This is a genomic window from Streptomyces sp. NBC_00045 (assembly GCF_045041095.1).
Taxonomy (GTDB): domain Bacteria; phylum Actinomycetota; class Actinomycetes; order Streptomycetales; family Streptomycetaceae; genus Streptomyces.
Map to the genome: position 1 here is coordinate 351,532 of NZ_CP108272.1, position 25,268 is coordinate 376,799.

Genomic DNA, 25,268 nt, shown 5'->3' on the forward strand with positions numbered 1-25,268 from the left:
CGAAGGGGTCGAAGCGGTCGTGAATCACGTCCATCTCTGGGAGATCGCCGCGATGTGGCGTGCGGCGGCGCTCGCCGCCCTGCCCCACGTCATGTGCGAAGTCCGGGTGACCGATGAAAGGGCATTAGCGCCGCACGCCCCAGGGGGTGTGCGGCGCAAGCCGGCCTCGATCCCGACCGGTCGGCGTGGGACGCCGTACTGCCCCGGGCCACCGGCCCGGTGCAGTACGGCACCTGCACTGCGTCAATCGGCTACGGGCTCCCGGTGGCCGCGCAGGGCGACGCGCCAGCGGATGGCCGATCCCATCCTCAGGATCGACCGCTCGTAGACACGCGCCGCGCCGACCGCGAGGCCGGCCGCCGCAACGACCATCAAGGCGGCCGCGGCCAGGTTCTCCGTCCACCCCGCGGCGTGCGCGCTCACCTGCAACGGCATGATCAGCATCGAGAACGGCGGAACGTACTGGACGACGCCCACCCACGGGGCCGTCAGGTCCATCGCAGCGGCGACCGCGACACCGTACGGCACCATCGTCGCCATCAGGACCGGCATCACGGCGCCCGAGACCTCCTCCGCACGCGAGACGAGGGAGCCGGCTGCGGCGAAGAGGAACGCGAAGAAGGCGAACCCCAGCACGAACCAGGCCACGGCGGCAGCCATCGTCACCGTCGCGGGGAACGTCGCGGGCAGGACGTGCCCGAAGCGGACCGCGACGATCACTGACGCTCCGAACAGCGCGGTCTGGAGGAGCGCCGCCGCGCCGATGCCGAGCACCTTGCCCGTCATGAGGCGGAACGGGGTGAGCGTGGCGAGCAGGACCTCGACGACGCGGGTCGACTTCTCCTCGACCACGCCCTGGGCGACCGTCATTCCGTAGCCGAAGAGCTGGAAGAACAAGATGGTCACGACGCCGAGGGCTGCACCGAGCCCCGCTCCGCCCGGCACCGGGTCGCCGACGAGTTCGGCGGCCGGAAGGGCCTCGGCCACGAGACCGCGCATCCGTCCCTCGTCGACGTTCTGCCGCTGGAGTGCGCGGGAGGTGGCCCAGCGCTCCGCTGCCGCGGCCGCTGCGTCGCGGGCTGCGGACGGGGTGTTGTGACGGAGGACCAGCTGCGTGTGGTCGCCGTCGGTGACCAGGGCGGCGTCGGCGTCCTTGTCGGTGACCTTCCGGCGGGCGTCGGCGGCGTCCGAGGCGTTCTCCCACCGTGGTGCGCCGCTGCTCGGCGCTCCCGTTGCGAAGGCCGCCACCGGCGCGCCCGCGACCACGATGACGGGCGGGTCCTCGCCGTCCGGGGAGCCGAAGGCGAAGAGGAGCCCGAGGATGACTCCGATGTTCACCAGGGTTCCCACCACGAAGGAGCGGGTGCCGACACGGGCGGCGATCTCCCGGCAGGTCACCAGCCACACCGCGGTGCGCGCCGATGCCGTGCCCGGCGTTTTCACTGCCTGGCTCATGCCGCCTCCTCCGGCTCGTCGGTGACGGCGGAGCGGAAGAGCTCCGTGAGGGAAGGCCGTTGGCGGTGGAAGGCCACGACGCGTCCCAGGGTCATTGCGTGGTGCAGCAGTCGGTTCTCGTCGAAGCCGCGTGGCAGACCGAGGACGATTCCTGCACCCTGCCGGTGAGTGGCGAGGTCACCGGCGCCCGGGAGGGAGGCGGGCCAGTCGCGGGGGGCGTCGTCGACCTCGATGTAGATGCTGTTGTCGGCCCCGGCGCGGAGTTCCTCCACGGTGCCGCAGGCCACCATCGTGCCCTTGCTCGCGATGCCGACGCGGTCGCAGAGCCGCTCGACGAGGTCGAGCTGATGGCTGGAGAAGAGTACGGGGACGCCCTCGTCCGCTTTGCTCCGCAGGACGCTGCTCATGGTGTCGACGGCCAGTGGGTCGAGGCCGGAGAACGGTTCGTCGAGGAGCAGGAACTGAGGGTCGTGCACCAGGGCGGCGGCCAGCTGCACGCGCTGCTGGTTGCCGAGGCTGAGGCAGTCGACCGCGCGGTCGCGGTGCTGGGCGATGTCGAGCCGTTCGGTCCACGTGCGCATGGCCGTGCGGGCGGCGTGCCGGTCCATCCCGTGCAGCCGCGCGAGGTATTCGAGGTGGTTGCCGACGGTCATCCTGGGATAGAGACCGCGTTCTTCCGGCATGTAGCCGAATGAGGTCCGGGTCCGTGCGTCGATGGGGCGTCCGCTCCATCGGACGTCTCCGGCGTCCTTTTCCAGTACCCCGATGATGATGCGCATGGTCGTGGTCTTGCCGGCGCCGTTGCCGCCGACGAAGCCGAATACTTCCCCGGCTCCAACGCTGAATTCCATTTTTTCGAGCGCGGCGTGGTCGCCGTAACGCTTCGAGATTCCTTCTAACTCAAGCAATGCTTGGTGGGCTTTCACGTGTCCCCCGTGGAGAAATTTCGTGCTGATGTGCTGTTGGCGTGGGTCAGACGCCTTTGTGCATAGGTGCTGCGGGCTATGCCGATGATCTGGCAGAACCTCGAAACGCTGAGCCCGCATTCGCTCCGTACGGCGTCGAGGTCCGGGAAGGGACCGCGTGGTGGTCCACTGCGTTCCGCCTGGCCCTGAGCTGGATGTACACCTCGCCGAGCGCCGTCTTCAGCTCCGTGATCTGGGCGAGCAGGCGGCGCTCCCGCTCGCTGCTCTGGCTGACTCCGCCTTCGAGTCCCTGAGTTCCGGAGCTGATGAACTGCCGCTTCCAGTTGCCGACGGCCTGTTCCGAGACCCCGACACTGCTGGCTGCCTGCGACACGGAGAGGCCGCCGGATAGAACGGTCAGGACAAGCTTGGCCTTCTCCTCTGGAGGTATTACGGGTGGCCTTGGCACGAAGAAATCGTCTCCCCCGGTCTGCGTCGTTGTCGTGAAGTGCCGTCCGCCTGCGGGTGCCGCGGACCCGACAACGAATCATGTGCGACACATCTTGTTTACGTTCTCCCCCCGCCTGCAAGTGCGTTGAGGAAGATCTGAGGAAGAATCGAAAGGGCCCTGCAGGGCGCGTGTCTGATTTCAAACAGGGTGAACGGCCCGCTGCGCCGAGTCTGAAAGAAGGCGCCGCGGGCTGCTGTCACTGCATCGCAGTTTTGGTCAAAACCTCGCAGGGTCGCCCGTAGGGGAGCGACCCCGGATGGCTGTTCTCCTGGAGGGCGGGTGGCCGTTCGCGGCCCGTGCCGGCGAGGGGTGCTCGCCCGCGGATTCCCCGAGGCTCCAGGCCCCGTCCATGAAAGATCCCCCATCGCGCGGTCCGTCCGGGCGCCCGCGTCGGGACGTGCCCGGAGCGCAGGTGGTCGTCGCCCTTGTTGATCAAGTTCAAGCCTATGGAGCGCCCGTCCCGACTGCAAACCAACACGTCCGAGAAACAACTTGCCTGCCTGGAAAGTAGATGCGAGAGTGGAAGCATGGAAAAGCTTCCCACTCCAGACGAGGCGAACTCGGCTCTGACCGTGGCCGGTTCGGCAAGGCGCGCAGCTCGCGCCCCCCGCCCGATGCCCTCTTGGCTACCCCCGGTAGCAGGCCTGCTGCTCGCCGGAGGGTTCGTCAATTTCGGTCTCGCGTACGAATATCGGGATGAACCGGCCTTCGTCGCCGCAGCCGTCATCTGCCTTGTTCTCGCCCTTCTCGCCGTTGCTTCGACGGTCCGTGCCGGCGGTGTGGTGCCCGCTCCCGCGGGGACCCCGCGCGAGCGGACGCTGCGTCAGCTTCCGGCGCTGCTGCCGTTCGTCGCAGGTGGCGTCGGGGCGCTGTTCGCCGGCGTCGTGGGCTGCCTGGCGGTCGCCGGGCTCGGTCTGGGAGCACTTGCCTGGCTCCAGCTGGCGCGCTTGAGGAACGGCGCCGCGGCGTGACCAGACCGGATCCGCTGCCGAAACTGGACGCGGTCGTCCAGCACCCCAGCAAGCTCGCCGTCACCGCCTTCCTGTCCAGTTGTACGGAGGCCGAGTTCAAGGCGGTGCGCGACGGGCTGGACCTGTCCGACTCGGCCCTGAGCAAGATCGTGACGGCGCTGGAGGCCGCCGGGTACGTCGAGGTGCGGAAGGGGTACGTGGGCAAACGCCCCCGCACCTGGCTGACGTTGACCAGTACCGGCCGACGCAACCTCGCCGGCCATCTCTCGGCCTTGCAGCAGATCGCCGATCAGGCCAGGGGGCGTGGCGCCGACCTCGGCTGAACCGGGTGCTGCGGACCGGGTACCCGGACCGGGCATCGGGACCGTACGCTCGCTCTGGTGCCCGGGACCGGACGCGCCGAAGCCGCCGTGCCCCCACGCGATCCTCTCGCGTGGGGAGCACGGCGGCTCCGGAGAACACGGTCTGGGACGGCGGGGTGGAGCCGCCGAATGGCCCTCGGCGGCTCCACCCCGTACCCGGTGGGTCAGCAGCCCGCCGCGTGCGTGATGGAGACACTGGTCAGGACACCGCTCGCGGCGCTGACCGAGAACGCGGTGCACTCGGGCGAGGAGACCGTGGTGACCGTCAGCGGGGTGGTCGCCGGGGCGTCGCCCTGCGCGGTGGCGCCGAACTCCTCGGCGGTGGTGTAAGCGGTGTAGCCGGCGATCAGCTGAGTGGCGTTCATGAAACTGCTCCTGAGGTGTGAGTGGGGTGGTTGGTCAGCAGCCGACGTGGGCCGTAGCACCCACGGAGGCGGCGCTGACGGCGCTGACGGCGGCACCGCACGCGGCGCTCGAAATGTCGATGAAGCTGAGGATCGACGGGGTGGTCGCCGGGGCGTCGCCCTGCGCGGTGGCGCCGAACTCCTCGGCGGTGGTGTAAGCGGTGTAACCGGCGATCAGCTGAGTGGCGTTCATGTCTGGCCTCTCTCGTATGTGCATCGGAATGGGCTTTGCGGAATCAGTTGACCACGCGAGCCCCTCGCAAAGAAGCCGGAAACTTATCGCTTGGTTCTCTCCGCAAAGCCCTGAGCTGCACGTTCTTCCGGACGCCACAACAAATCACGTCCGACACGACTTTCGATGCGCCCGGTGCCACCGCCATTCCCGGACACGAGAAAGGGACCCGTGCCCACGGGTCCCTTTCATCGATATTCGTGATCGTCTCAATTGCTCGCCGCGCGGCGGACCAGCCTTTCCCACACCTCTAGTTCTGTCCGTGTCTCGTCGAGCCCTCGGGCCAGGGCGTCAGCCTCCTTGGCCAGCACCTCGTACCGGTCCACCGGAGCGCCCGCAGACGTCAGGCCCTGGAGGGCGTGGGCCAAGAACGCATCGGCCCACTTCTCCAGACACGGGGAGCACACGCGCAACCGCCGGCAGAGCGCCTCGGCGGGCTCCGTACGGGACAGCAGGCTCAGGACCGCCTGGATCCGCAGGGCTGCCGGCGCGGTCGGACACCGCAGCACGCGGCGGCCTACAGCAGCCCGAGGTCGGGCAGCGGCGGCGAGGCCAGGTTGCGGGCCGGCGCCAGCGGGTCGATCCCGGCGTCCCAGAACACCTCCTGCATCGTGTCCTCCAGTCCGATGCCGTCGGGCCGCACCCGGTGCTTGACCATGGCCTGGGCCAGCGCACCGCTGCGGTGTTCACCGAAGCTCAGGCCCTGCATCCCGGGACGGGAGTCCTGGGGCTCCCATGCGACGGCGACGCCGGGCACCACCTGGTGGGCGAACGGCGAGGTGTCCGGACCCACCCCGTCGAGACCGGACACGCACGCCCCGATCCCCCGGACGGCCGACCAGCTCTGCGGGGGCAGGTAGACGACGAGGGCGTCGCGCCGCGGGAACAGCTGGGGACTGGAGGTGATCTTCGCCCGATACACCAGCCGCCTCTCCTCCAGGTACGTCAGCACCGCGTTCCACACCCGGGGCGCCGCCTCGGCCGAGGTGACGTGGACGTAGACGCGAAGGGTCTGTGTCCCTCGGCCGACACCCGTGCCGGCCGAGCCGTCGGTCAGGAAGAACCCGGTGGACAGGGCCGGCCGTGCCGCGGGCAGCCGTACCGCCGCGGCGCCCGGCAGCTTCGCGGGAGGCTCGCCCACGAGCGTGTCCGCGGGCAAGAGGACGCGCAGTCCGCCCAGCTCCGCCACGAGCATGCCGTCATCGGTCCGTTCCCGGACGACCGCTTCGGCGAGCGTGTGGGAGTGCGGCATGGCCTCGGTCAGCAGGCGGTCGAACTCCGGATCGCGCAGGCTCCGTGGACGGGTCGTGTCCGCCCTGTCCTTGCCCGTGTGCACCAACTGGTACAGGGTCTGCGACAGCTTGCCCGCCAGCTTGCCGGGCGTGTCCGCCTCCAGGGACTCCGATCCGACCGTCGCGCTCAGTCCGTCGGAGGAGACGGAGATGTCCTGGGCGGTCCGTACGAGAGCGGGCGCGAGGGCGTCGGTGGTCGTCGTTATCACAGTGAATCTCCCAGTCCCAGGATGTCGGTGCTGCTCTCGGGCGCCAGCAGGATGGTCCGCCCGATGCCCGCACTGGCCCGGTCGGCGGCGATCACGCGTCCACCGACCATCGCGGTGGCGAGCATGCGGTCGAACATGTGCCATCCGGCGTACGAGGCGGCACGGATCCTCAGCCCGTCGTCCGCAGCCGCGCCGCGCACGGAGCGGTATCCGTCCCAGAAGGCACGCATCCGGGGCCGTAGCCGGTCGAGTTCCCGTACCCCGTGTTCGAGGATCTCGTCGTGGGAGGTCTGCTGGTCGAAGGTGAACCCGGGCATGTCCCCGATGGAGCGGGGAATGCCGTGGATGGCGGTGTAGAGCCACTCGCCGATGACGGCGCCGAGGTCCCGCGCGGGGTCGCCGAGGCGGAACTCCTCCCAGTCCGTCAGGAGCAGCCTTTGCGGGGTCAGCAGGAACTGGTCGAGCCTCAGGTCCCCGTGGATCGGCCGGAGGTCCTCCACGGCGGCCTCGGCGGCGCGCAGCCGGTGCAGGGCGTCGACGACCTTCCGGTCGGACTGGATCAGCCTCCAGGTCTCCAGTTCGCCGAACGTGGAGGAGACCAGGCCCCGCAGGGACACGGCATTGTGCGGATGGAGCGGGGGCATCGGATGGGGCGTCGTGTCCAGCAGGTCCGCGTCCGCGGGCAGTTCGTGCAGCTCGCCGGTGAGCCGTCCGGCCCGGTGGCTCAACTCCTCGTCGAACGCGTCGTCGGCGTTGAGCTCGGACCCGGAACGGGCGTCCTCCAGGAGCTCGAAGACGACGACCATCGCGTCGGCGTCCGAGCCGAGCAGGGACGGACCGATGAGGGCCGATCCGGGGTGGCGGGCGGCCAGGGCTTCGTAGGCCAGGATGCGGTCGTACCGGCTGCGCGCCTCGGCCGGCTCCGGGCCCCTGAGCCGCTTGACGAAGACGCGTGCGCCCGTCGTCGTCGTACCGGCCCAGTTGTCGTTGCGGCCCACCCGGGCCGTCACGTCGTCCGGGTCGAACGCGCCCAGACCGAGCGTGCCGAGCAGCGCCGCGACTTCCGGGACACCGGCGAGATCGGCGGGGGCGTAACGGGACCGGGTCGGCGCGGATTCCTTGATGGGAGCTCCTTGGATTGTTGTCACGCGGCGGCACGGTAGGCACTTTCCACGGATCCCGGCAAGGGCAAAGTATCGGAGTAAGTTTTCCCGTGCGTGCGCCGTGTCCGTACGGCAATTCGCCAGCCGCACCGCCGTCGGCCGCGCCCGCTTCTCCCGGGGAAAGTAACGCACCGGACGGCATTACTTTGCCCCCGGCGCGTATTCCTAGAGTGCCGACATGTCCCGCGCCCCTGTGATCCGCTCAACACTGTCCAACGGCCTGCGCATCGTGGTGCAGCCGTTGACCGGCATGCCGTCCGTAGGCGTCGCCGTCCACTACGACGTCGGATTCCGGTCCGAACTCCCGGGCCGGAGCGGATTCGCGCACCTCTTCGAGCACGTGATGTTCCAGGGCAGCGAACACGTCGGGCCGGCCGATCATTTCCGCCACGTCCAGGCCTCGGGCGGGACCGCCAACGGCTCCACCCACCAGGACTACACCGACTTCTACCAGGTGCTGCCCGCATCGGCGCTGGACCGGCTGCTGTTCCTGGAAGCCGACCGGATGAGGGCCCTGCGCATCACCGAGGAGACGCTGCGCACCCAGATCGCCGTGGTCAAGGAGGAGATCCGCCAGTCGGTCACGGACAAGCCCTACGGCGGCTTCCCCTGGACCGTGCTGCCGGGGGTCCTCTACCGGGAGTTCCGCAACGCCCACAACGGCTACGGCACGTTCGCAGACCTGGAGGCCGCCTCACTGGAGGAGTGCCAGGCGTTCTACGAAACGTACTACTCCCCGGCCAACGCGGTCCTGACCATCTGCGGGAACGTCGATCCGCGGCAAGCCCTGGACCTCGCGGACCGGCACTTCGGACGCATCCCGGCCCGCCCCCGCCCCGCGCCGCCCGCCCTCGACGAGCCCGAGCCGGCCGGGGAGCTGTGGGGCGAACACTACGACCCGCATGCGGTGCTCGCCGCCACCGCCCTCGGCTACCGCCTGCCCGATCCGGCGGCTTCGCTGCCCCGGTACCTGAGTCACATGGTGCTGTCCCAGTTGCTCACCGGACGGGACTCCGCCCGCCTGAAACGGCACACCGCCCACCGGACCGGGCTGATCACGGACATCAGCAGCAGTTGCGGACTGTTCGGCCCGCTGCGCGCCCGGTCCCCCGAGACCCTGGTGGTCCTGGCCATGCACCCGCGCACCACACCCGTCGACACGGTCCTCGACGTCCTCGACACCGAACTCGCCGACCTGGCAGCGAACGGCCCCACCGAGCAGGAGCTCGCGGAGGGCAGGGCGCTGGCCTCCGCCGGAACCTGGCGGGGGTTCGACAACCTCGGCGTACGGACCCGCGCCCTCGGCACCTACGAGCTGCTCTTCGGGGCCCCGGAACTCGTCGACGACCTGGCCCCGCTGCTCGCGGCCGTCACCGCCGACGACATCCGCTCCGCCGCAGCGCACCTCACGAGGGGCAAGCGCGCCGTGCTGTCCCTCATCACCTCCACGGGAGTCCACCGGTGAACCGCAACAGCGTGCTCCCCCCGATCGGACCCCCCGTCCCGGTCGCCCTGCCCCCGCTGGCCGACGTACGCCTGGACAACGGGCTGCGCGTCATAGCCGCCCGCCACGCCTCCACCCCCATGACGGAGCTGCGGCTGGCGATCCCGCTCCACGTGGAATCGTTCGCCGATGCGGCCGTCCAGGAAGTGCTGGCCGCGTCGCTGCTCGGGCACACCGCGCCCGGGGAGCACGGCCGGGCCGACGACGGTCTGGCCGCGTCCGGAAGCATTCTGTCCGCCTCCCGCTCCGCGCGGTGGCTCGGCGTCGCCGGCTCCGGCCCCAGCTCGGTCCTCCCGCTGCAACTGGACGTCCTGGCCCGGTCCCTGACACGTCCCCGATTCACCGACGAAGTGGTCCGCGCGGTCACGGTGCGCGCCCGGGGCCAGCTCGCCGCCACGCGTGCACAGCCCCAACTCATCGCCTCCGAGGCGTTGGTGGAACACCTCTACGGGCCGCTGCCGCAGATGCAGGACGTGCCGCGTGAGGCGGACCTCGCCGCGGTCGGCCCCGAGCAGGTGCGCCTGGCCCACCACCGGTGCGTACGCCCCGACCGGGCGGCGCTGATCCTGGTGGGCGATCTCGACCCCGACCGGGCCGTGGAGCAGGCGGCGCGAGCCTTCGCGGAGTGGGAAGCGGTCGGCACGACGACGCAGGAGGCAACGGGGCCGCTGCTCCCACACCTGCGCGACCGCACCATCGCCCGGGTGCCCCGACCGGGCGCGACACAGACCCAGATCCGCCTGGTCCGCCCCGGACTCGCCCGCACCGACCCCGGGTTCGCGGCCTTGACCCTCGCCAACATCGTCTTCGGCGGGTACTTCTCCTCGCGCCTGGTCGCTGAGGTGCGCGAACGGCACGGGCTGGCCTACCGGTGCGAGTCGGTCTTCCGCGACCACCTCGACCAGCTGGTCGTGGCGGTGGAGGCCGACACCGCCACGGAGCACGGCAGCAGGACCCTCGACCACCTGCGGGCGCAGCTGCGGCGCATGTCCCAGGAACCGCCGACCCCGGCCGAGATCGAGGCGGCCCGGCGCTTCGTCACCGGGATGACCGCACTGGCGACCTCCTCCCAGCAGGGCTGGGCCGGCAGCCTGATGCTAGCCCTGGCCACCGGGCAACAGCCCGAGCGCATCAGCCGCATCCTGGACGACTTCACCGCGGTGACCGAAGACGACGTGGCCGCCGCGGCCGGCCGCTTCTTCGATCCCGACGACTTCCACGGTGTCGTCCTCGGCGACACCCCCATCCCCTCGAAGACGGAGACGGTCCTGTGATTTCCCCGCACACCACGAGCATCGTCTTTCCCGTCCAGCCCACACAGGTCGCACAGGTCATCCCCTTCGCCCAGCTGCTTCAACGGCGCGGCTCGGGACGACTGTGGCTCGGGCAGTCCCTGGGCGTCGAGACGCACCACGTCTTCGCCGCCCTCGCGGGAGCGGGGATCCGCATCCCCTTCGGTACCTCGGTGGCCTTGGCGGGTCTGCGCCATCCGTACGACGCGGCGGTGCAGGCCCGCTCCGTCGCCCAACTGTCTGGGCTGCCGTTCGTGGCGGGCATCGGCCCGGGCGGGGAGGGATTCCAGCGCATGGTCCGCTCCGCCCCCATGCCGAAGCCCGTCACCGTCAGCAGCCAGTACATCACCACGATGCGGGAATTGATCGAGAGCCGGGTCGGCGCCGACACCGACGGCTTGGAGCACAGCACGCACGGAGCGCTGCCGCTCATGGACGCGCCCCCGGTCGAGCTGGGGCTCGGGGTCCTGCGGCCGGCCATGGCCCGCGCGGCCGGTCGGGTCGCCGATGTCGCCATCACCTGGCTGACCCCACCACGGTTCATCGAGGAGGCACTGGTTCCCGCCCTGGAGCAGGGGGCGACGCAGGCCGAGCGCCCCGTTCCCCGTGTTGCGACCGTCGTCCACGTGGCGGTGCGCCGCCCCGGCCGTGACATCGAGGCCATAGCCCACTCCGCGGCCTACGCCCACCTGGGCAGCCCGCACTACACCGACATGCTCCGCCAAGCGGGCGTCCCGGCCGACCCGGCGGACACCAAGGGCGGCGCGGCGCTGCTCGTCTCCTCCGGCACGTTCGTCGCCGGCACCCCCGAGGAGATCGCGGACGGCCTCGACCAGTACCGAGCGGCGGGCGTGGGCGAGGTCATCCTCAACGTCTGTGGTGTCTACACCGCCCTCGGCATGGGGGCGGCCATGACGGACATGCAGCAGATCCTCGCCGCGGTGGACGGCCGCCGTGCATGAGAACCCCGCCGCGGCACCGCGGTTCACCGCCCGACGGCTGCTCTACGTGGGTACGGGCTCCCTCGGGGTGATGTTCATGCCCATGTGGGTGCACTGGCTCCGCTCCGCCTACCCCGAACTGGCCGTACGCACCGTCATCACCCGGTCCGCGACCAAGTTCGTCACGCCGACCGCCCTCTCGGTGTTCGCCGGGCACACTCCACAACTCGACTCCTGGGGCGAGGAACCGGAGACGTCCGCGGCCCACGTCGAGATGGCCGAGTGGGCGGACACCGTCATCGTGCATCCCGCCACGTTCCACTTCACCAGCCGCCTGGCGCTCGGAGTGGCCGACACCCCGGTACTCCTTGCGCTGCAGTGCACCCGCGCGCCCATCGTGCTGGCCCCGGCCCTGCCGCCCGGAGCCCTGGCCTCAGCCGCGTGGGAGTCCCACATGGCGGCCCTCGAACGGCGGCCCAACGTCCATGTCGTCCCTCCCCATCCCGGGGTGAGCATCACCACCGGCAAGCCCGACGCGGCGACCGCAGCGCCACTCCCCGAGGTCCTGCTGGCCGCGGAACGGCTACGGGCCGTCGCCGCGGGCGGGGCCTCGGACGGCGCGAACGCCTCGGACGGCACGGACGCTACGGACGTCACCGAGCGGAGCAAGCGGACGGAGTCGACCCCGTGACAGAGCCCGTCCTCGTGGACATGTTCGCGACCGGATTCCAGCGCACCACGATCCACCGCCTCGGCGACGGCACGTTCGTGTGGACGCGCGGCGCCGGTCCGGACCGGCCGACGCCCCTCACGGCGCCGTCCGCTCAGGCCCGGAGCCACCTGGCGTCCCTGCCCCGCCCGGACCTCCTCACCCTCAGCCTGCCGACCGTGGCCGACATCGGACTGCGCTACGCGGTCCCGGGCTCGATCACGGCGGCCAAGGTGCTGTGGTCGGAGCCCTCACCGGCCAGCAGCGAGCGCCTGGCCGGGGCCTTCCGGTCCGTGGGCAAGGTGCTCGGGCTGCTGCACTCCCACCCCGCACCGCCCGGTAGCGCCACCGGCGGCCCGATCGGACCGGCCCGCCTGGCCGCCTGGATGGACAGCGGGCGCGGCCCCCGCGCCGCCGCCCGCATGCACGCACTGCTGCGTGACAGCGTCGGCGCGACACGCTGGGCCGCGGTCCGCGACTGGTGCCACGACCTCGGCCGACCCGGTCCGGACGCGACGCTCCTGCACGGCGCCCCGAGCACCGGCTCCCTCGTCCTCCCGGCGGACCCGGCCCCGCACTCCACGGACGAGGAGGGACACCCGGCCGGGGGCGCCCCGCGACCGATCGGCGGGGCCCTGCTCACCGGGGAGGAACTGGCCCTGGGTCCGTCCGGATTCGATCTCGGATGGATGCTCGGCGAGTTGCTGGAACTGCGGATGACGGCCGTCCACCGCCTCGTGCCACGGCCGATCCTCTCCGAGCTGCCGGCGGCGCTGCTCGCCGGCTACGGCGTCCCCGTCGACCCCGTCGTCACGGGGCGGGCGGCGACACTGCGCATGCTCACCCACGCCCACGACTTCGCCGCGTACGTGGGCTGGCACCCCGAGCTGGAACTCTACGCGCGGACCGCGGCCCGCTACATCGACACCGACGGGCTGGCCGCACTCGACGGTGGCGTCTGAGCCGGCGGGCCGCCCGCACGGCACCCCGCCCGCACGGCACCCCGCCCGCACGGCACCCCGCCCCCGCTGTCCTTGCCACTCACCTCCCGAAGGAGCCTCCTGTGAAAACCCACGGCATCAACCTCGTCGTCCTCCACGACCTCGACCCCGTGCGGGCGGCCATCGAGCAGGCCGTCGCCACCGCGGACGCGTCCGAAGCCCCCGGGCTGCGCCGTGCCCTGTCCTTGCTGGACGAGCACCGCCGCAGCGACACCGACATCAAGGTCCGCTGGGCACGCCAGTACCTCGACGAAGCCGGCGTCCCTGCCGGGGACACGAGCGCCCGCACCATCAAGAAGCTGCGCCAGGCCGTTCCGGGTCTGGGCCTCGGCGAGGCGGTCACCCTGGTCACGCTCGCGGCGGAGCGCTGAGGTGCGGCGGTCCACGAGCCGGACCGAGGCGAAGGTCCGCATCGGCGCCGACATCCTCGCCTCGGGTCGGGGCATGCTCGCCGTGGCGCTGCTGCTGGCCCTGGTCTCCACGGCCGGCACCCTGGCCGTGCCGCTGATCGTCAAGGACGTCATCGACGCGTTCGCCAAGGACGAAGCCATCGTCCACCCCATCCTGGTGATGGCGGGTGCGGCGCTCGCCGCAGCGGTGACGCTGGCGGTCTCGGGCTACCTCCTGGCCAGGGTCGGCGAGCACATGATCCTCCGACTGCGGCGCCGTGTCATGGCGCACGCGCTGCGGCTGCCCCTGGCCACGCTCCGGGCCCAGGGCGTCGGCAACCTCGTGGCCCGCATCACCTCGGACGCCATCCTGCTGCGGGCCGTCATCGACGTCGGAGTCGTACAGCTGCCGCTCGCCGTCCTGACGGTCGTCGCCACCCTGGCGGTCATGGCGTTCCTGGACTGGGCGCTGGTGCTCATCAGCATCGCGTCCTTCGCCGTCGCCGGCATCGCCATCGGCTTCGTCCTGGTCCGCGTCAAGCGCAACGTCGTCGAACAGCAGGGCGCCATGGGCGAACTCGCCCAGCGCTTCACCACCTACCTCTCCGCACTCACCACCATCAAGGCCTACCGCTTCGAGCAGGGCGCGGCCGACCGGTTGGGCGAAGACGCCCGGCAGCTCACCTCGACCTCCATGACCGGAGCCCGGCTCCAGTCGTTCATCGCTCCCGTCATGGGGCTGGGACAGCAGGTCGCCCTGGTCTCGGTGATCATCGGCGGAGGTGCCCGGATGGCCGACGGCAAGCTGTCCGCGCCGGACTTCGCGGCGTTCCTCCTCTACCTCTTGCAATTGGTCGGGCCGGTTACGGTGGTCGCCACCGGCATCGGCCGCCTGCAGGCCGGCCTCGCCGCCCGGGTGCGCTTCGAGGAACTGCTCTCCCTGCCCCAGGAATCGGACGACAGGGCCCCGGGAACGCCCCGCCCCGAGCCGGTACCGGGTGCACCGGCGGTCGTCTTCGACTCCGTGTCGTTCTCCTACACCGGTACGACGACCCTCCACGGGCTCGGATTCAGCGCGCCGCGTACCGGCCTGACGGCCTTCGTCGGTCCCTCCGGAGCGGGAAAGACGACGGCCCTCAACCTCATCGACCGCTTCGTACACGCGGACGAGGGCCGGATATCCGTCCTCGGACACCCCGTGGGGGACTGGCCCCTCGACGACCTGCGCCGCCGCATCGCATACGTGGACCAGCAGTTCACCCTGCTGGAGGGCTCGGTCCGCGACAACCTTCAGCTCGGGCGCGGCCGTACCGCCTCCGACACCGAACTGGCCGAGGCCCTGGCCGCCGTGGGACTGCGGGAGGACATCGAGGCCCTGCCGGACGGCCTGGACACCGTGCTGGGCCGCGAGAACGACCTATCCGGCGGCCAGCGGCAGCGCCTGGCCCTCGCACGCATCCTGCTCACCGACGCGGAGATCGTCCTGATGGACGAGCCCACGTCCCAGATGGACAGCATCAACGAGGAGCGCTTCCGCCAGGTCGTGGACGACATGGCAGCGACCCGGGCCGTCCTGGTCGTCACCCACCGCCTCTCGACCGTGCAGAACGCCGACCACGTCATCATGCTCGCCGCCGGAACCCTCGTGGACGCAGGAACGCACGGCGCCCTCATGGACGGGTGCGCCCCCTACCGGGAGCTGGTCACCAGCCAGTCCCTGATCTCTGCCTCGTGAACGGCGCGGCACCCCCCGTACCCGCCGAGAGGTCTCCTCGGGGTGGTGGCAATTACCTCCGGGGTCATCGCAACGCCCAGCCGCCCCGGCTACGTTCGAGGTCATCCCCCCCGGAACGAAGGAGCCCCGTGATGCCCGCTTACGGTTTCGCCCATCTCCGCAGCCGCCGGTACCACTCCGACGTCATCGAGTACCTGGAGCGCATCCGGGCAACCCTCGGCCCCTTCGCCGGCCGCTTCGTCATCCACGGTCCGCCGGCCGAAGTCGTGGAGGGGACGTGGCCCGGCAGCATGGTGCTGATCGAGTTCCCCAGCCTGACCGAAGCCCGTGCCTGGTACGACTCTCCGGCCTACAGGGCCATCCTGCACTTGCGTACCGACCACGTCGAAGGCGACTTGCTGCTGATCGAGGGTGTCGGACCGAGCTACGACCCGGCCGAGCGAGCTCTCAAGCTGCGCGTAGAAGCTGACCGAGCGGGCCGGCCGACCGCGCAGTCCGATGGCCGCTGACGGTACGACGTCGCGGAGTCAGCACTGCGTCCCCTCGCCGAGGCGGTCCCGGTTCCGGAAGCGGAGCCGGAAGGGGTGACCAGCGCCCGGTGGGTCCGGCTCGTCCCGACCTGCGTCGATGCCGGGCGGGGCGCACCGGGGCCGGGCCCGGTCCGGGCGAAGGACGTCCCTGGCCCGGCAGGGCCACGGCCGTGACCGCGCGCCCTACCGCGGCCGCACGGACCCCACGGCTGCCCACCCGCCTGGGACGGCGAGGACCCGGACCACGTCCGACTGTCCGCGGCACGGCTGAAGGAACGCCTGTACGCCACCATCACCATGATCGCGGTCGTGGTGGGGCTGGCGTACTCGGCGCACGCGCAGCCGGGGGACGTCGCCCTGTCGGTCGCCGTGACGGCGCTCGGCCTCTGGCTGGCCTCCCTCGTCGCCGATGGCCAGGCCCACCGCGTGGTGCACCGGCGGGGCAGCGACGGGCGGGACCTGCTGGAGATGCTGTACGTGTCCAGCCCGCTCCTGCTCTCGGCCGCCGGACCCCTGTTCCTGATCCTGCTCGCGGCGCTCGTGGTCATGTCGCTGCACACCGCGTTGCTCACCGCGGCCTGGGTGAACGTGGCCTCGCTGTTCACCTGGGGCTGGTTCGGCGGGGTACGGATGGGCAGCGGGCTGGTGGTGTCACTGCTGGGCGGAGCCGTCGACGCAGCCATCGGTACGGCGGTGGCCCTGGTCAAGGCCGCCGGCCACTGACCGGGCGGCCGCGCGCCCGTGGTCGGGAGCACCGAGCCGGTCCTCGGCCGGTGTCGCCCGACCCGCGGCAACGGCGGGCGCCGACCGGGCGCCTCACGGCGGGACGGGCGCGCCCGGCAGTGGTGACACCAGTCCCGCGACCGCTTCGTCGAGCGCGGCCGCGCCGGCGGCCCATCGTGTCCGGCGCTCCTCGGACCCGGCCCGAGCCTTCTCCAGATCGGCGCGGAGTCCTGCCACGGCGCGGGCCGTAGAGTCGCCGCCGGGTCCCCCGCCGTACGCGCAGGCCCGCGCGACAGCTGCCGGATGCAGCCAGTCGTCCACCCCGTGGCGGGACGCCAGCCGGGCGATCTCCGGAACGTCACGGGCGGCCTCGGCGAAGGACCGGGACGTGTCCAGGGCGCGCACGACCGTCTTGCCCACCAGGTGGTGTGCACTGCGGAACGGCATCCCCGTGGCGACCAGGCGCTCGGCCAGGTAGGTGGCGGGAGTGAAGCCTTCGACGGCGCGCCGCAGCATGCGCTCCGCATCCGGTTCGGCGCCGTGCACGACGAGCCGCAGCAGGGTCACGGCGTCCGTCGCGTTCCCCAGCCCGGGCCATGTGTGCCGCAGTGCCTCCGTGCCCACGGCGATGGCGTTGGTGTAGGAGGCGGTGGTCATCGAGGAGGCGGCCGCCGTGAACGCGCCGAGGCTCGCGGTCGCGCGGCCCTGGACGTGCTCCAGGAGGAACGGGTTCCGTTTCTGCGGCATCATCGAGCTGGAGCCCACCAGGTCGTCCGCGAGGTGGACGAGGCCGGCCTCTTCGGAGGTCCAGGCCGAAAGGTCCCGGGCGACACGAGCGACGGTGACGCCCAGCCCCGAGGCCGCGGCCAGCAGCCTGAGCGCGAAGTCCCGGGAGGCAACGGCATCGACCGAGTTGCGGGCCGGGCCCGCGAACCCGAGCAGGACGCTCGTGCGCTCCGGGTCGATGGACACGGACGTGCCGCCGACGGCTCCGGCGCCGAGCGGGTTGACGTCGAGCTCCCGCCCGGCGTGGAGCAGGTCTTCGAGCGCGCGGAGCACGGAACAGCCCACGCCGGCCAGGTAGTGCCCGTAGGTGATGGGGACTGCGGGCTGCCCGTGGGTGTACGCGGGCATGACGACGGCCCCGTGCTCCTCGGCCTTGTCCAGAAGGGTCTCCGCGAACGCCTCGGTCGCGTCCACCAGGCGCAGGAAGTGCCGACGGCCGCGCAGCCGGGCCGTCGTCGCGTTGAGGTCGTTCCTGGAGCGGCCGGTGTGCATCACGCCGCCGATCCCCTCGCCGAGCCGCTCGGTCAGCAGGCCCTCGTACGCGAGGTAGACGCCCCGGGGCATGGGCCTGGCCCGTACCGCGGCGAAGTCGGAGCGGCGCAGGTCGTCGATGGCCTGCAGCAGGGCGGACGCGTGGGCCGGCTCGACGATCCCGCGCTCGGTGAGCATCACCAGGTGGGCGCGGTCTACCTCACTGATGAGGCGGAGCTCCTCGCCGAGCCCGTCGGCCACGTCGTCGGGGGAGAGGTACTGGTCGTAGACGATCGCGTGGGCCTCGTCGTTCAGCCCGGTGCTCAGCCTTCCGGTGTCCACGCCGGGTCGCGCCGCCGCGGCTGGTGCGTCTGTGGTGCGTTCGGCGCTCATCCCCGTGCCCCCTCGGGCGCCGGGCGGAGCGCGCCGGCCAGTTCGCGCAGTGCTTCGTCGGCGGACGCCCCGGCGAGGGCCGCGTCGGCGGCGGAGGCGATGACGTGGCCGAGCCGGCCCCGGAAGTCGCGGGCGGGCTCGATCGGATCGTCGGGAGCGCGGTAGAGCACGGCGGTCTCGGTGTGTGGTGCCGAACGGGCCGTCTCCAGGGCCCGCTCGGTCCGGGTGCGGTCGGCGATGAAGCCCGGGCGGTCTGAGGTGAGGAAGCGGATCGCGGCCGTCCTGCCCGCGGCCGGCGGGGTGTCGCTCACGTCAGCGCCGGCGGCGGCCCCGATCTGGCGGGCCACCAGATCGATGCCGAGGGCGTGGCGGACCAGCTCCGGGATCATGCCGCCGGCCAGCCGCGGATTGACCTCGACGACGCGGACGTCGTCGCCGTCCATGCGCAGCTCGACGTGTGCGGCTCCCCAGCCGAGTCCGAGGGCCTTCACCGCGCGCACGGCCTGGTCCCGGAGCAGTGCCGCAGCGTCTGCCGGAATCGGGGCCGGGACGTCGTGACCCAGCTCGACGAAGTCCGGCAGCGGGCCCAGGTGCTTCGCGACGACGACCACGGCCGTGTGTCCGAACACTTCGACGGAGTACTCGGCGCCGCGCAGGTACTCCTCGACGAGGACGTCCCGGGGCACGGCGACGCCGCGCTCGTTCACGGCGGCGGCCGTCAGGGTCGCGGCGTGGGCCGACACCTCCTCGGCGTCCGCGCACAGCCGCACGCCGAGGCTGCCGGAACCCTGGACGGGCTTCAGCACGACGGGGTACCCGATGCGGTGAGCGGCGGCCCGCGCCCCGTCTGCACTGCGCACCCGCTCGTGGCGCGGGACGGCCACGCCCGCCTCGTGCAGCCGCTGTCGCTGCCGTGCCTTGTCGCGGCATTCCCGTACGGCGTCGGCGTCCGGGCCGGGCAGGCCGAGGGCGCGCGCGGTGGCGGCGGCCGTGGCCACGTAGTACTCGGAGCTGGACGTGACCCCGGCTATTCGAGCTTGCTCCAACAGGTGTCGGGCGGCGGTGAGGACGGCGGCGTCGTCCGCCGTGTCGACGACGAGCGCGCGCACGTCGTCTTCGGCCACGTACGGGTAGCGTCCGGGGTCCGTGCAGAGCAGGACGGGCTGGAGGCCCAGTGCCCTCGCCTGCCGAGCGAACTGGCGTCCCGTTCCCGTCGTGTTGCTTTCGACGAGCAGCAGCACGGGCTGTGTCACGTGGAGCTCCCTTGTGTCTGGAGGCCGGTGGAGGCGCCGGCGACGTCGTCGTACGTGCGGCGGTTCCACAGGAGCCTGGACCAGCTCCCGTCGCCCTCACCCGGCCGCTCCACGAGGCGGGGACCGCCGGCGGGCCGCGCGGGCAGGGCGTTCTGGCCGCGCAGCCAGGCGTCGTTGTAGACGGTGGACTGGTAGCGGTACCCCTCGTCCGGGAGTACCGCGAGGACCGTTGAGTCGCGATTGCGCTCCGCCCACCACGAGGCCACGAGGAACGCGGCACCGCTGGTCGGACCCATGAACAGGCCGTGGCGGCGGTAGAGCTCGCGGGTGGCGTGGAAGACCTCGCCGGGGCCCACCCAATGGACCTCGTCGTACGCGGCGTGCACGACGTTGCCCGGGACGATGCTGCTGCCGAGGCCCCGCAGCAGCCGAGGGCCCTCCGGTGCCTTGAAGATGACGGAGCCGTGCGTGTCGACGCCGATCAGGTGCAGCGCCGGCGTGTCCGCGCGCAGGGTCGAGGCGATGCCGCACGTGGATCCCCCCGAGCCGACGGGCCCGACGAGGGTGTCGACGGCTCCCAGGGTGCGGGAGACGAGTCGGCCCACCGAGGCGTAGGCGGCCGGATTCTCGGGGTTGGTGTACTGCTGCGGCACGAAGCTTTCCGGCCTGGCCCGGCGCAGCTCCTCCACTCGGGCCAGCCGCGCCCCCTGGATGCCGCCGGGCTGCCCGTGGTCCTCGACGAGTTCGACCTCGGCTCCGAGCATTTCCAGGCGGTTGCGCAGGTCGTCGTCGATGGAGTGGTCGCCGACGATGGTGAGCGGGAGGCCCCGCTGCCGGCAGACCAGGGCGAGTCCGAGGGCGAAGGTGCCGGAGGACGTCTCGATGACCGGCGTGCCCGGTGCGAGGTCCCCGGCGGCGATGGCCCTGTCGATGATGTGGCGGGCGGGGAGGAGCTTCATCAGGGTGAACGCGGCGGCGTAGAGGTTGCCGCCTATATGGATGATCTTGGGTAGTTCGACCGCCTCGATCACCGAGGGGTAGACGGCTGACTGATGCATTGTCATGAACTCATTCATCCGTTCGTCGTGAACTTCCATGACTCGACGATGCCGATGTCGCGCAGTAACCCCTCGGCGCGCGTGGAGCGGACGGTGAGCGCGGGGTCGTCGCGGTCGAAGAGCAGCCCGGCGACATCCCCGCTGTGCGAGATCTGGAGGCCCAACGCCCGGGTTTCCTCGGCGATCTTGAGGATGCGGTCCAACTGCGGGACCGGGAGGTGGCGCTGGTTGAGCCGGGTGCTGGCGGTGGCCACGCGGCCGAGCAGGGCCACGTCCTTGGCGAGTACGGCCTCGCGGAGCATGGCGCGCAGCTCCGCGAACTCCAGGACGTCGTCATCGGTGTAGCGGGCGGGCGGCAGGGACAGGGTCTCGACTCCGCGGCCCCCCTGTGCCGGCCTGGACCCGAAGCCGAGGACGAACACCGCCGGAAGGGGGTGCCCGAAGTCTTCGATGACCTCGCCCTCCCGCTGGGCGAAGAGGACGGCCGTCGAGTCGAACATCAACGAGTCGGACGCGATCTCGGCGCGCACCGCGAGCCGGGCCTTCTCCTCCGGGGTCAGGCGCAGCGCGTACCTGTCCTGGACCGCCCCGATCGCCGCGAGGACGTCACTGGTGGACGATCCGAACCCGCGCCCGAGCGGCACGTCACTGGTTATCTCCAGGTGTCCGCCCGCGGGCAGGCCGTAGGCGGCCACGGTCAGCCGCGCGGCCGTGCGGGCCTTGGTGCGCCAGCCGGGGGAGACGGTGACGTCGGTCCCGCCGTCCGACGCGAAGCGTGCACGCACGCAGTACAGGGGGCAGGGGAGGGTGACGAGGCCGCGCCGCGCCGTGCCCCGGTCGCGGAACACCCCCTGGAGCACCTCGCCGTGGTGTATCGGGGCCGACGCCTCACCCATCCGCCCTCTGCTCTGATCCACCTGTTCCCTGGCTTCCTCTGCTACTTCGACGGGTCGTCACATCCATGCTCGGAGCCGCTCCGGATCGGGGCGCTTGACAGGCGGAGCAGCAGGGGGAACGAGTGCCGGAACACGGCGATGCCTGCGGCGGGAAATGGCCTGCACCCTCGGATGCCCCCGTGGCCGATCGCACCGTAACCCCTTGATTTGACCTGCGGCCGAGGCATTTTGCAAGTGATCGCTGACACAGCCGGAGTGGGAACCGCCTGCCGACGCCTCCGGCGCTCGGCAGCGTCGGGCCTCGCGCGCAGCGCGACAAGGGGCCTTGGACGAGCTGGAGTTGAGGTGCGGGGCGCGGTCCATCGATGTGCTGTCTGTATGATCGACACGATCCCGCCCGAGGCACGGCCGGGACGGTCCCCGAGCGGGGCACGGCTGCGGCACACGGATGCGCGGCGCCCCCGCCGTTCCCCCCCATCACGTACGTCCGCCGGTTGCGAGCCGCGTCGATTCCGCCGCCAGAGCTCCGTGTCGAGAGCGGCTCCCGGTCCGGTCCCGAGAAAGGAACGGAATTGAAGGTTCTGGTCTATGTGACGGACGGGAGCCGTGGCGACGTACAGCCGTACTTGGCCCTGGCGTACGCCCTCAACCGGGCAGGACACACCGCCACCCTCGTCGGACCGCGTCTCTACGGGGACTTCGCCGCGGAATTCGATGTTCCGTTCGCTCCGCTCAATGACGAACTGGTCCGGCTCCAGTCAAGCCCCGAGGTCCGCGGGCTGTACCTGAACAACGACGACCCACAGGTGCAGCGCCGGCTGCGGGAGTCCACGATCGCGCTCTTCCCACGGGTGTTCCCGCTGATGATGCGGGAAATGTGGGACGCGGCTTCGGACGGGGCCGACCTCATCGTCTATTCGCCGTCCTCCCGGCAGGTGACGCACCAGATCGCCGAGCGGCTCGGCGTCCCGCACGTCCTCGCCTCCCTCTACCCGCACCACGTCGTCTCCCGGGAGTACTCGCCGGGCCCCGGCCTGCAGCCCACGGCCACGAACCTGGAGGACCACGCCCGCGTCAACAGGCCCCTCGAACCACCGCTGTCGGACTGGGTGGGGCAGTGGCGTACGGACGTCCTCGGGCTGGCGCCCCGGGACGACTACACGGACTTCCGGACCGACGTCCACGGCAACCCGACACCCGTGCTCCACGGATTCAGCCCGCACGTCCTGAAGCCTGCCGCCGACTGGCCCGAGTGGGTGCACACCACCGGGTTCTGGACGCTGCCCCGCCGCCCGGACTGGCAGCCGCCCGCCGAGCTGGTGCGCTTCCTGGAGCAGGGCCCGACGCCCATCTCCGTGGGCTTCGGCAGCATGTTCGGCGGAGATCCCGAGGCGACCGGCGAACTGGTCGTCGAGGCGGTGAGCGCCGCCGGGGAGCGGGCGGTCGTCGTGGAGGGCTGGGGCGGAATACGGGTGGTCGACCCGCCCGAGAACGTCATGGTGGTCAGGGACGTCCCCTACGACTGGCTCTTTCCCCGGGTCCGTGCCGCCGTGCACGCCGGGGGCACCGGGACCTACAACGCCGCCCTGGTGGCGGGCCTCCCGCAGATGGCCTGTCCGTTCCACAACGAACAGCAGATGTGGGCGGACCACGTCCACGGCCTCGGCGTGTCGGCTCCGCCCGTGAAGTTCAGGGAACTGACGGCCGAGGCGCTCCGCTCGGGCATCGTCACGGCGACGACCGACCCGGCCATCGCACGGAACGCCCAGCGGCTGGCCGAGAAGCTGAGTCCGGAAAGCCCCCTCGAAGACGCTGTGCGCGTGCTTGAGCGCGTCCGGCGGGCGGGGTCGGGGAGGAGGGCCTGACGGGCCCCGGAACGCCCGGGTGACCTTTGGCCGGCCGGTGTTTCTGCCTGCGGAAACGCCGGCCGTCGGGGCGTCCGCGTCACGCCGCAACCACGCCGCGTGACCAGGCGTTCACGGGCCGAGCTTCGTTGCCTTCGGCCCCCAACTCCCCTATGATCTTGGCCTGTTCACAGCTGCAACATCACATATGCTGACTCACACGGGGGTGAATGGCATGGTTCGTCGCTGTGTGGGTGTCGGCGTGTCGTGTTTCGCGGCATTAGGTGCAGGTGCTTCCGGAGCTACGGAAGGCGTTCCCGACGGACAGGGAAGCCCGCTCGACGGGCGCGGAGGCGGGTATGCCCTCTGACCGTCCTGCCGCCGGAGCGTCCTGGATCCGGCGCAACCGGCGATGTCGTGATGCACGGATACGCCTCCTCTGCCTGCCGCACGCCGGCGGCACCGCCTCCTTCTACCATTCCTGGGCCTCGTGGCTACCCGACGGAACAGAGCTGCTGTCCGTCCAGTACCCGGGCCGACAGGACCGGATATCCGAGCCGTGCGCGTCCACCATGGAAGACCTGGCACCCCAAGTGGTCCAGGCCCTGCAACCGCACCTCGATGACGATTCCCCCCTTGTCCTCTTCGGGCACAGCATGGGCGCCTGGGTCGCGTTCGAAGTGGCACGAATCCTTGAGATGTCATACGCCCGCCGCCCGGCCGGACTCATCGTGTCCGCCCAGATTCCGCCCCACCTGCCTTCGGAACGTGAATGGCCCGGAGAGAGCGACGAAGAGCTGATCGCCGAACTCCGCAGGACCGGAGGCACGTACACCGATCCGATGCTCCAGCCCGGACTCCGCGAGTTGGTGCTGCCCGCCGTCCGTGCAGATTTCCGACTCGTGCAGGAATATTCGCCGCAACCCCTCCGCAGGATCTCCACATCCATAACCGCATTTGCCGGAGTTGACGATGCGGGAGTTCCCTGGAATAGGGTGGCCGAGTGGCAGGACGCCACAACGGGGACCTTCACCAGCCACACCTTCCCGGGCGGTCACTTCTACCTGCTGGAACAAGAGCAGGAATTCGCACAGCAGGTGAACCGCGCCATCCGCCGGATGGCGGGCAACAGCGCGACGTATTCACACACCGGTCAGCATGCCGACAGCTGAGCAATCGGATCGGCAGTGAACGGGACACAGGGGGAATCTTGAACGCGTTGGACCCCATCGCACGTGATGGGCTGCTCTACCTGTCGGCCGCCGACGTGGAACGCGCCGTCGGCTCCGAACGCACCCTCTTCGTGGAAGCCGTGGAGGCCGCACTGCGCGCCCAGGCCGCCGACGACGTGGTGCAACCGCTCAAGCCCTACCTGCGCCGGCCCGACCGCCCGCACCCGACCGACCGCATCATCGCCATGCCCGCCTACGTGGGAGGCGAGGTCCACCTCTCCGGCATCAAATGGATCGGCAGCGCCCACGACAACCAGGAGGTCCGAGGCCTACCGCGGGCCTCCGCGGTGATCGTCCTCAACGACGCGGACAGCGCCTACCCCGTCGCCGTCATGGACGGCTCCGTCGTGAGCGCATGGCGGACCGCTGCGGTCTCCGCCCTGGCCTGCCGGCACCTGGCGCCCGAGGGCAGGCGCCTCGCGATCCTGGGAACCGGTCTCCTCGCCAGGACGCACCTGTCCCTCCTGTGCCAAACGTGGGGCAGGCCCGAGGCGGTGGAGGTCCATGACGTCTCCCCCCGGCAGGCGGAGTCCTTCGCGCGCTGGGCCCGCGAGGAGCACGGGGTGACCGTCACCGTTCACGACGACGCCGCCGGATGCCTGCGCAACGCGGACGTCATCCTCGTGGTCACCACCGCCCCCGGGCCGTGGATCCCCGCCGAGTGGGTGCCGCGCGGCTCCCTGTTCCTGAACGTTTCGCTCGCAGACCCCATGCCGGACGTCGTCCTCGCCAGCGACAAGGTCGTCGTCGACTGCTACGAGCAGGTCATGCGTCCCGGGAAACTTCTCCACACCATGGCGCAGCAGGGCACCTTCGGTCCCGAACGCTGCCATGCGGACCTCTCGCAGCTCGTCACCGGCGCACGTCCGGGCCGCGAGAAGCCCGAGGAGACCATCTTCTTCAACCCCATCGGACAGGCCGTCGGAGACATCGCCTGCTCGGCCGCCGTCTACAGACGGGCCGTCGAGAACGGCGTGGGCACTCGACTGGAAAGGTAACCCCTTTCA

The 25,268-nt window shown here is 71.1% G+C and carries 26 protein-coding genes; 14 read left to right on the forward strand and 12 right to left on the reverse strand.

Annotated features, from left to right (window positions below):
• Positions 1-243 precede the first annotated feature (243 nt).
• The 3 genes from OHA65_RS37515 to OHA65_RS37525 all read right to left on the reverse strand — a co-directional run bounded on the left by OHA65_RS37515 (position 244) and on the right by OHA65_RS37525 (position 2,829).
• Positions 244-1,455 (reverse strand): ABC transporter permease, encoded by a 1,212-nt coding sequence (locus OHA65_RS37515; RefSeq protein WP_327286319.1) that lies wholly within the window; start codon positions 1,453-1,455, stop codon positions 244-246.
• Positions 1,452-2,306: an ATP-binding cassette domain-containing protein gene (locus tag OHA65_RS37520; RefSeq protein ID WP_327286320.1), complete on the reverse strand. Its 855-nt coding sequence runs from the start codon at positions 2,304-2,306 to the stop codon at positions 1,452-1,454. The genes OHA65_RS37515 and OHA65_RS37520 overlap by 4 nt, the downstream gene beginning before the upstream one ends.
• Positions 2,307-2,457: 151 nt before the next feature.
• Positions 2,458-2,829 (reverse strand): transposase, encoded by a 372-nt coding sequence (locus OHA65_RS37525; RefSeq protein WP_327286321.1) that lies wholly within the window; start codon positions 2,827-2,829, stop codon positions 2,458-2,460.
• A 467-nt stretch (positions 2,830-3,296) separates the two neighbouring features.
• Here OHA65_RS37525 and OHA65_RS37530 point away from each other — a divergent pair, with 467 nt between their 5' ends.
• Together OHA65_RS37530 and OHA65_RS37535 are read left to right on the forward strand one after the other, a co-directional pair.
• The gene (locus OHA65_RS37530; protein WP_327286322.1) at positions 3,297-3,842 is read left to right on the forward strand and encodes a hypothetical protein; all 546 of its coding nucleotides are present in this window, start codon (positions 3,297-3,299) and stop codon (positions 3,840-3,842) included.
• A complete protein-coding gene (locus OHA65_RS37535; protein WP_327286323.1) occupies positions 3,839-4,165 on the forward strand; it encodes a transcriptional regulator in 327 nt (108 codons plus the stop codon). Before OHA65_RS37530 ends, OHA65_RS37535 begins: the two co-directional genes overlap by 4 nt.
• A gap of 203 nt (positions 4,166-4,368) precedes the next feature.
• Here OHA65_RS37535 and OHA65_RS37540 read toward each other — a convergent pair whose 3' ends face one another.
• The 5 genes from OHA65_RS37540 to lxmK all read right to left on the reverse strand — a co-directional run bounded on the left by OHA65_RS37540 (position 4,369) and on the right by lxmK (position 7,489).
• Positions 4,369-4,569, reverse strand: coding sequence for an LxmA leader domain family RiPP (locus OHA65_RS37540; RefSeq protein WP_327286324.1), 201 nt, complete (start codon positions 4,567-4,569; stop codon positions 4,369-4,371).
• 34 nt (positions 4,570-4,603) lie between these two features.
• Positions 4,604-4,801, reverse strand: a complete 198-nt coding sequence (locus OHA65_RS37545) for an LxmA leader domain family RiPP (RefSeq protein ID WP_327286325.1) — start codon at positions 4,799-4,801, stop codon at positions 4,604-4,606.
• A 248-nt stretch (positions 4,802-5,049) separates the two neighbouring features.
• Positions 5,050-5,349 carry a hypothetical protein gene (locus tag OHA65_RS37550; protein ID WP_327286326.1) on the reverse strand — a complete coding sequence of 100 codons (300 nt, stop codon included), beginning with the start codon at positions 5,347-5,349 and terminating at the stop codon, positions 5,050-5,052.
• An 8-nt stretch (positions 5,350-5,357) separates the two neighbouring features.
• Positions 5,358-6,341, reverse strand: coding sequence for a T3SS effector HopA1 family protein (locus tag OHA65_RS37555; protein ID WP_327286327.1), 984 nt, complete (start codon positions 6,339-6,341; stop codon positions 5,358-5,360).
• Positions 6,338-7,489: a class V lanthionine synthetase subunit LxmK gene (gene lxmK / locus OHA65_RS37560; RefSeq protein ID WP_331736374.1), complete on the reverse strand. Its 1,152-nt coding sequence runs from the start codon at positions 7,487-7,489 to the stop codon at positions 6,338-6,340. The genes OHA65_RS37555 and lxmK overlap by 4 nt, the downstream gene beginning before the upstream one ends.
• 193 nt (positions 7,490-7,682) lie before the next feature.
• Between lxmK and OHA65_RS37565 the strand changes: the two genes are divergently transcribed.
• The 9 genes from OHA65_RS37565 (at position 7,683) to OHA65_RS37605 (ending at position 16,328) form a co-directional block, all read left to right on the forward strand.
• The gene (locus OHA65_RS37565; protein WP_331735206.1) at positions 7,683-8,969 is read left to right on the forward strand and encodes a pitrilysin family protein; all 1,287 of its coding nucleotides are present in this window, start codon (positions 7,683-7,685) and stop codon (positions 8,967-8,969) included.
• Positions 8,966-10,282 (forward strand): pitrilysin family protein, encoded by a 1,317-nt coding sequence (locus OHA65_RS37570; RefSeq protein ID WP_331736376.1) that lies wholly within the window; start codon positions 8,966-8,968, stop codon positions 10,280-10,282. The genes OHA65_RS37565 and OHA65_RS37570 overlap by 4 nt, the downstream gene beginning before the upstream one ends.
• Positions 10,279-11,262 carry an LLM class flavin-dependent oxidoreductase gene (locus tag OHA65_RS37575; RefSeq protein WP_327286331.1) on the forward strand — a complete coding sequence of 328 codons (984 nt, stop codon included), beginning with the start codon at positions 10,279-10,281 and terminating at the stop codon, positions 11,260-11,262. The genes OHA65_RS37570 and OHA65_RS37575 overlap by 4 nt, the downstream gene beginning before the upstream one ends.
• Positions 11,255-11,932 carry a flavoprotein gene (locus tag OHA65_RS37580; RefSeq protein ID WP_327286332.1) on the forward strand — a complete coding sequence of 226 codons (678 nt, stop codon included), beginning with the start codon at positions 11,255-11,257 and terminating at the stop codon, positions 11,930-11,932. Before OHA65_RS37575 ends, OHA65_RS37580 begins: the two co-directional genes overlap by 8 nt.
• Positions 11,929-12,912, forward strand: coding sequence for a hypothetical protein (locus OHA65_RS37585; protein ID WP_329316852.1), 984 nt, complete (start codon positions 11,929-11,931; stop codon positions 12,910-12,912). The genes OHA65_RS37580 and OHA65_RS37585 overlap by 4 nt, the downstream gene beginning before the upstream one ends.
• Before the next feature lie 101 nt (positions 12,913-13,013).
• Positions 13,014-13,322 carry a hypothetical protein gene (locus tag OHA65_RS37590; protein WP_327286334.1) on the forward strand — a complete coding sequence of 103 codons (309 nt, stop codon included), beginning with the start codon at positions 13,014-13,016 and terminating at the stop codon, positions 13,320-13,322.
• A 1-nt stretch (position 13,323) separates the two neighbouring features.
• Positions 13,324-15,075: an ABC transporter ATP-binding protein gene (locus tag OHA65_RS37595; RefSeq protein ID WP_331730010.1), complete on the forward strand. Its 1,752-nt coding sequence runs from the start codon at positions 13,324-13,326 to the stop codon at positions 15,073-15,075.
• A gap of 131 nt (positions 15,076-15,206) precedes the next feature.
• On the forward strand, positions 15,207-15,584 hold the full coding sequence (locus tag OHA65_RS37600) for a DUF1330 domain-containing protein (RefSeq protein ID WP_327286336.1): 378 nt from the start codon (positions 15,207-15,209) through the stop codon (positions 15,582-15,584).
• Between the two features lie 318 nt (positions 15,585-15,902).
• Positions 15,903-16,328 carry a hypothetical protein gene (locus OHA65_RS37605; RefSeq protein ID WP_329316856.1) on the forward strand — a complete coding sequence of 142 codons (426 nt, stop codon included), beginning with the start codon at positions 15,903-15,905 and terminating at the stop codon, positions 16,326-16,328.
• A gap of 93 nt (positions 16,329-16,421) precedes the next feature.
• Here the strand turns inward: OHA65_RS37605 and argH are convergent, their stop codons facing one another.
• From argH to OHA65_RS37625, 4 genes are read right to left on the reverse strand one after another with little or no spacing between them, the layout of a single operon-like run.
• On the reverse strand, positions 16,422-17,978 hold the full coding sequence (argH, locus tag OHA65_RS37610; RefSeq protein ID WP_329316858.1) for an argininosuccinate lyase: 1,557 nt from the start codon (positions 17,976-17,978) through the stop codon (positions 16,422-16,424).
• Positions 17,975-19,231: an ATP-grasp domain-containing protein gene (locus tag OHA65_RS37615; protein ID WP_329316860.1), complete on the reverse strand. Its 1,257-nt coding sequence runs from the start codon at positions 19,229-19,231 to the stop codon at positions 17,975-17,977. Before OHA65_RS37615 ends, argH begins: the two co-directional genes overlap by 4 nt.
• Complete coding sequence (locus tag OHA65_RS37620; RefSeq protein ID WP_327286340.1) at positions 19,228-20,295, reverse strand: cysteine synthase family protein; 1,068 nt, start codon at positions 20,293-20,295, stop codon at positions 19,228-19,230. Before OHA65_RS37620 ends, OHA65_RS37615 begins: the two co-directional genes overlap by 4 nt.
• 8 nt (positions 20,296-20,303) lie before the next feature.
• Positions 20,304-21,185 (reverse strand): kinase, encoded by an 882-nt coding sequence (locus OHA65_RS37625; protein ID WP_331735211.1) that lies wholly within the window; start codon positions 21,183-21,185, stop codon positions 20,304-20,306.
• A gap of 572 nt (positions 21,186-21,757) precedes the next feature.
• Between OHA65_RS37625 and OHA65_RS37630 the strand changes: the two genes are divergently transcribed.
• From OHA65_RS37630 to sbnB, 3 genes are all read left to right on the forward strand, one after another.
• Positions 21,758-23,050, forward strand: coding sequence for a glycosyltransferase (locus OHA65_RS37630; protein WP_331730020.1), 1,293 nt, complete (start codon positions 21,758-21,760; stop codon positions 23,048-23,050).
• Between the two features lie 338 nt (positions 23,051-23,388).
• Positions 23,389-24,201 carry an alpha/beta fold hydrolase gene (locus OHA65_RS37635; protein ID WP_331736377.1) on the forward strand — a complete coding sequence of 271 codons (813 nt, stop codon included), beginning with the start codon at positions 23,389-23,391 and terminating at the stop codon, positions 24,199-24,201.
• Between the two features lie 38 nt (positions 24,202-24,239).
• Positions 24,240-25,259, forward strand: a complete 1,020-nt coding sequence (gene sbnB / locus OHA65_RS37640) for a 2,3-diaminopropionate biosynthesis protein SbnB (RefSeq protein ID WP_331736378.1) — start codon at positions 24,240-24,242, stop codon at positions 25,257-25,259.
• The last annotated feature ends 9 nt before the right edge of the window (positions 25,260-25,268 follow it).

Bases quoted from the DNA above. Each gene is read 5' to 3' on its own strand.
- OHA65_RS37515 (WP_327286319.1), bottom strand. From the start codon at position 1,455: ATGAGCCAGGCAGTGAAAACGCCGGGCACGGCATCGGCGCGCACCGCG.
- OHA65_RS37520 (WP_327286320.1), bottom strand. From the start codon at position 2,306: ATGGAATTCAGCGTTGGAGCCGGGGAAGTATTCGGCTTCGTCGGCGGC.
- OHA65_RS37540 (WP_327286324.1), bottom strand. From the start codon at position 4,569: ATGAACGCCACTCAGCTGATCGCCGGCTACACCGCTTACACCACCGCC.
- OHA65_RS37545 (WP_327286325.1), bottom strand. From the start codon at position 4,801: ATGAACGCCACTCAGCTGATCGCCGGTTACACCGCTTACACCACCGCC.
- OHA65_RS37565 (WP_331735206.1), top strand. From the start codon at position 7,683: ATGTCCCGCGCCCCTGTGATCCGCTCAACACTGTCCAACGGCCTGCGC.
- OHA65_RS37600 (WP_327286336.1), top strand. From the start codon at position 15,207: ATGCCCGCTTACGGTTTCGCCCATCTCCGCAGCCGCCGGTACCACTCC.
- OHA65_RS37605 (WP_329316856.1), top strand. From the start codon at position 15,903: ATGATCGCGGTCGTGGTGGGGCTGGCGTACTCGGCGCACGCGCAGCCG.
- argH (WP_329316858.1), bottom strand. From the start codon at position 17,978: ATGAGCGCCGAACGCACCACAGACGCACCAGCCGCGGCGGCGCGACCC.
- OHA65_RS37620 (WP_327286340.1), bottom strand. From the start codon at position 20,295: ATGACAATGCATCAGTCAGCCGTCTACCCCTCGGTGATCGAGGCGGTC.
- OHA65_RS37625 (WP_331735211.1), bottom strand. From the start codon at position 21,185: ATGGGTGAGGCGTCGGCCCCGATACACCACGGCGAGGTGCTCCAGGGG.
- OHA65_RS37635 (WP_331736377.1), top strand. From the start codon at position 23,389: ATGCCCTCTGACCGTCCTGCCGCCGGAGCGTCCTGGATCCGGCGCAAC.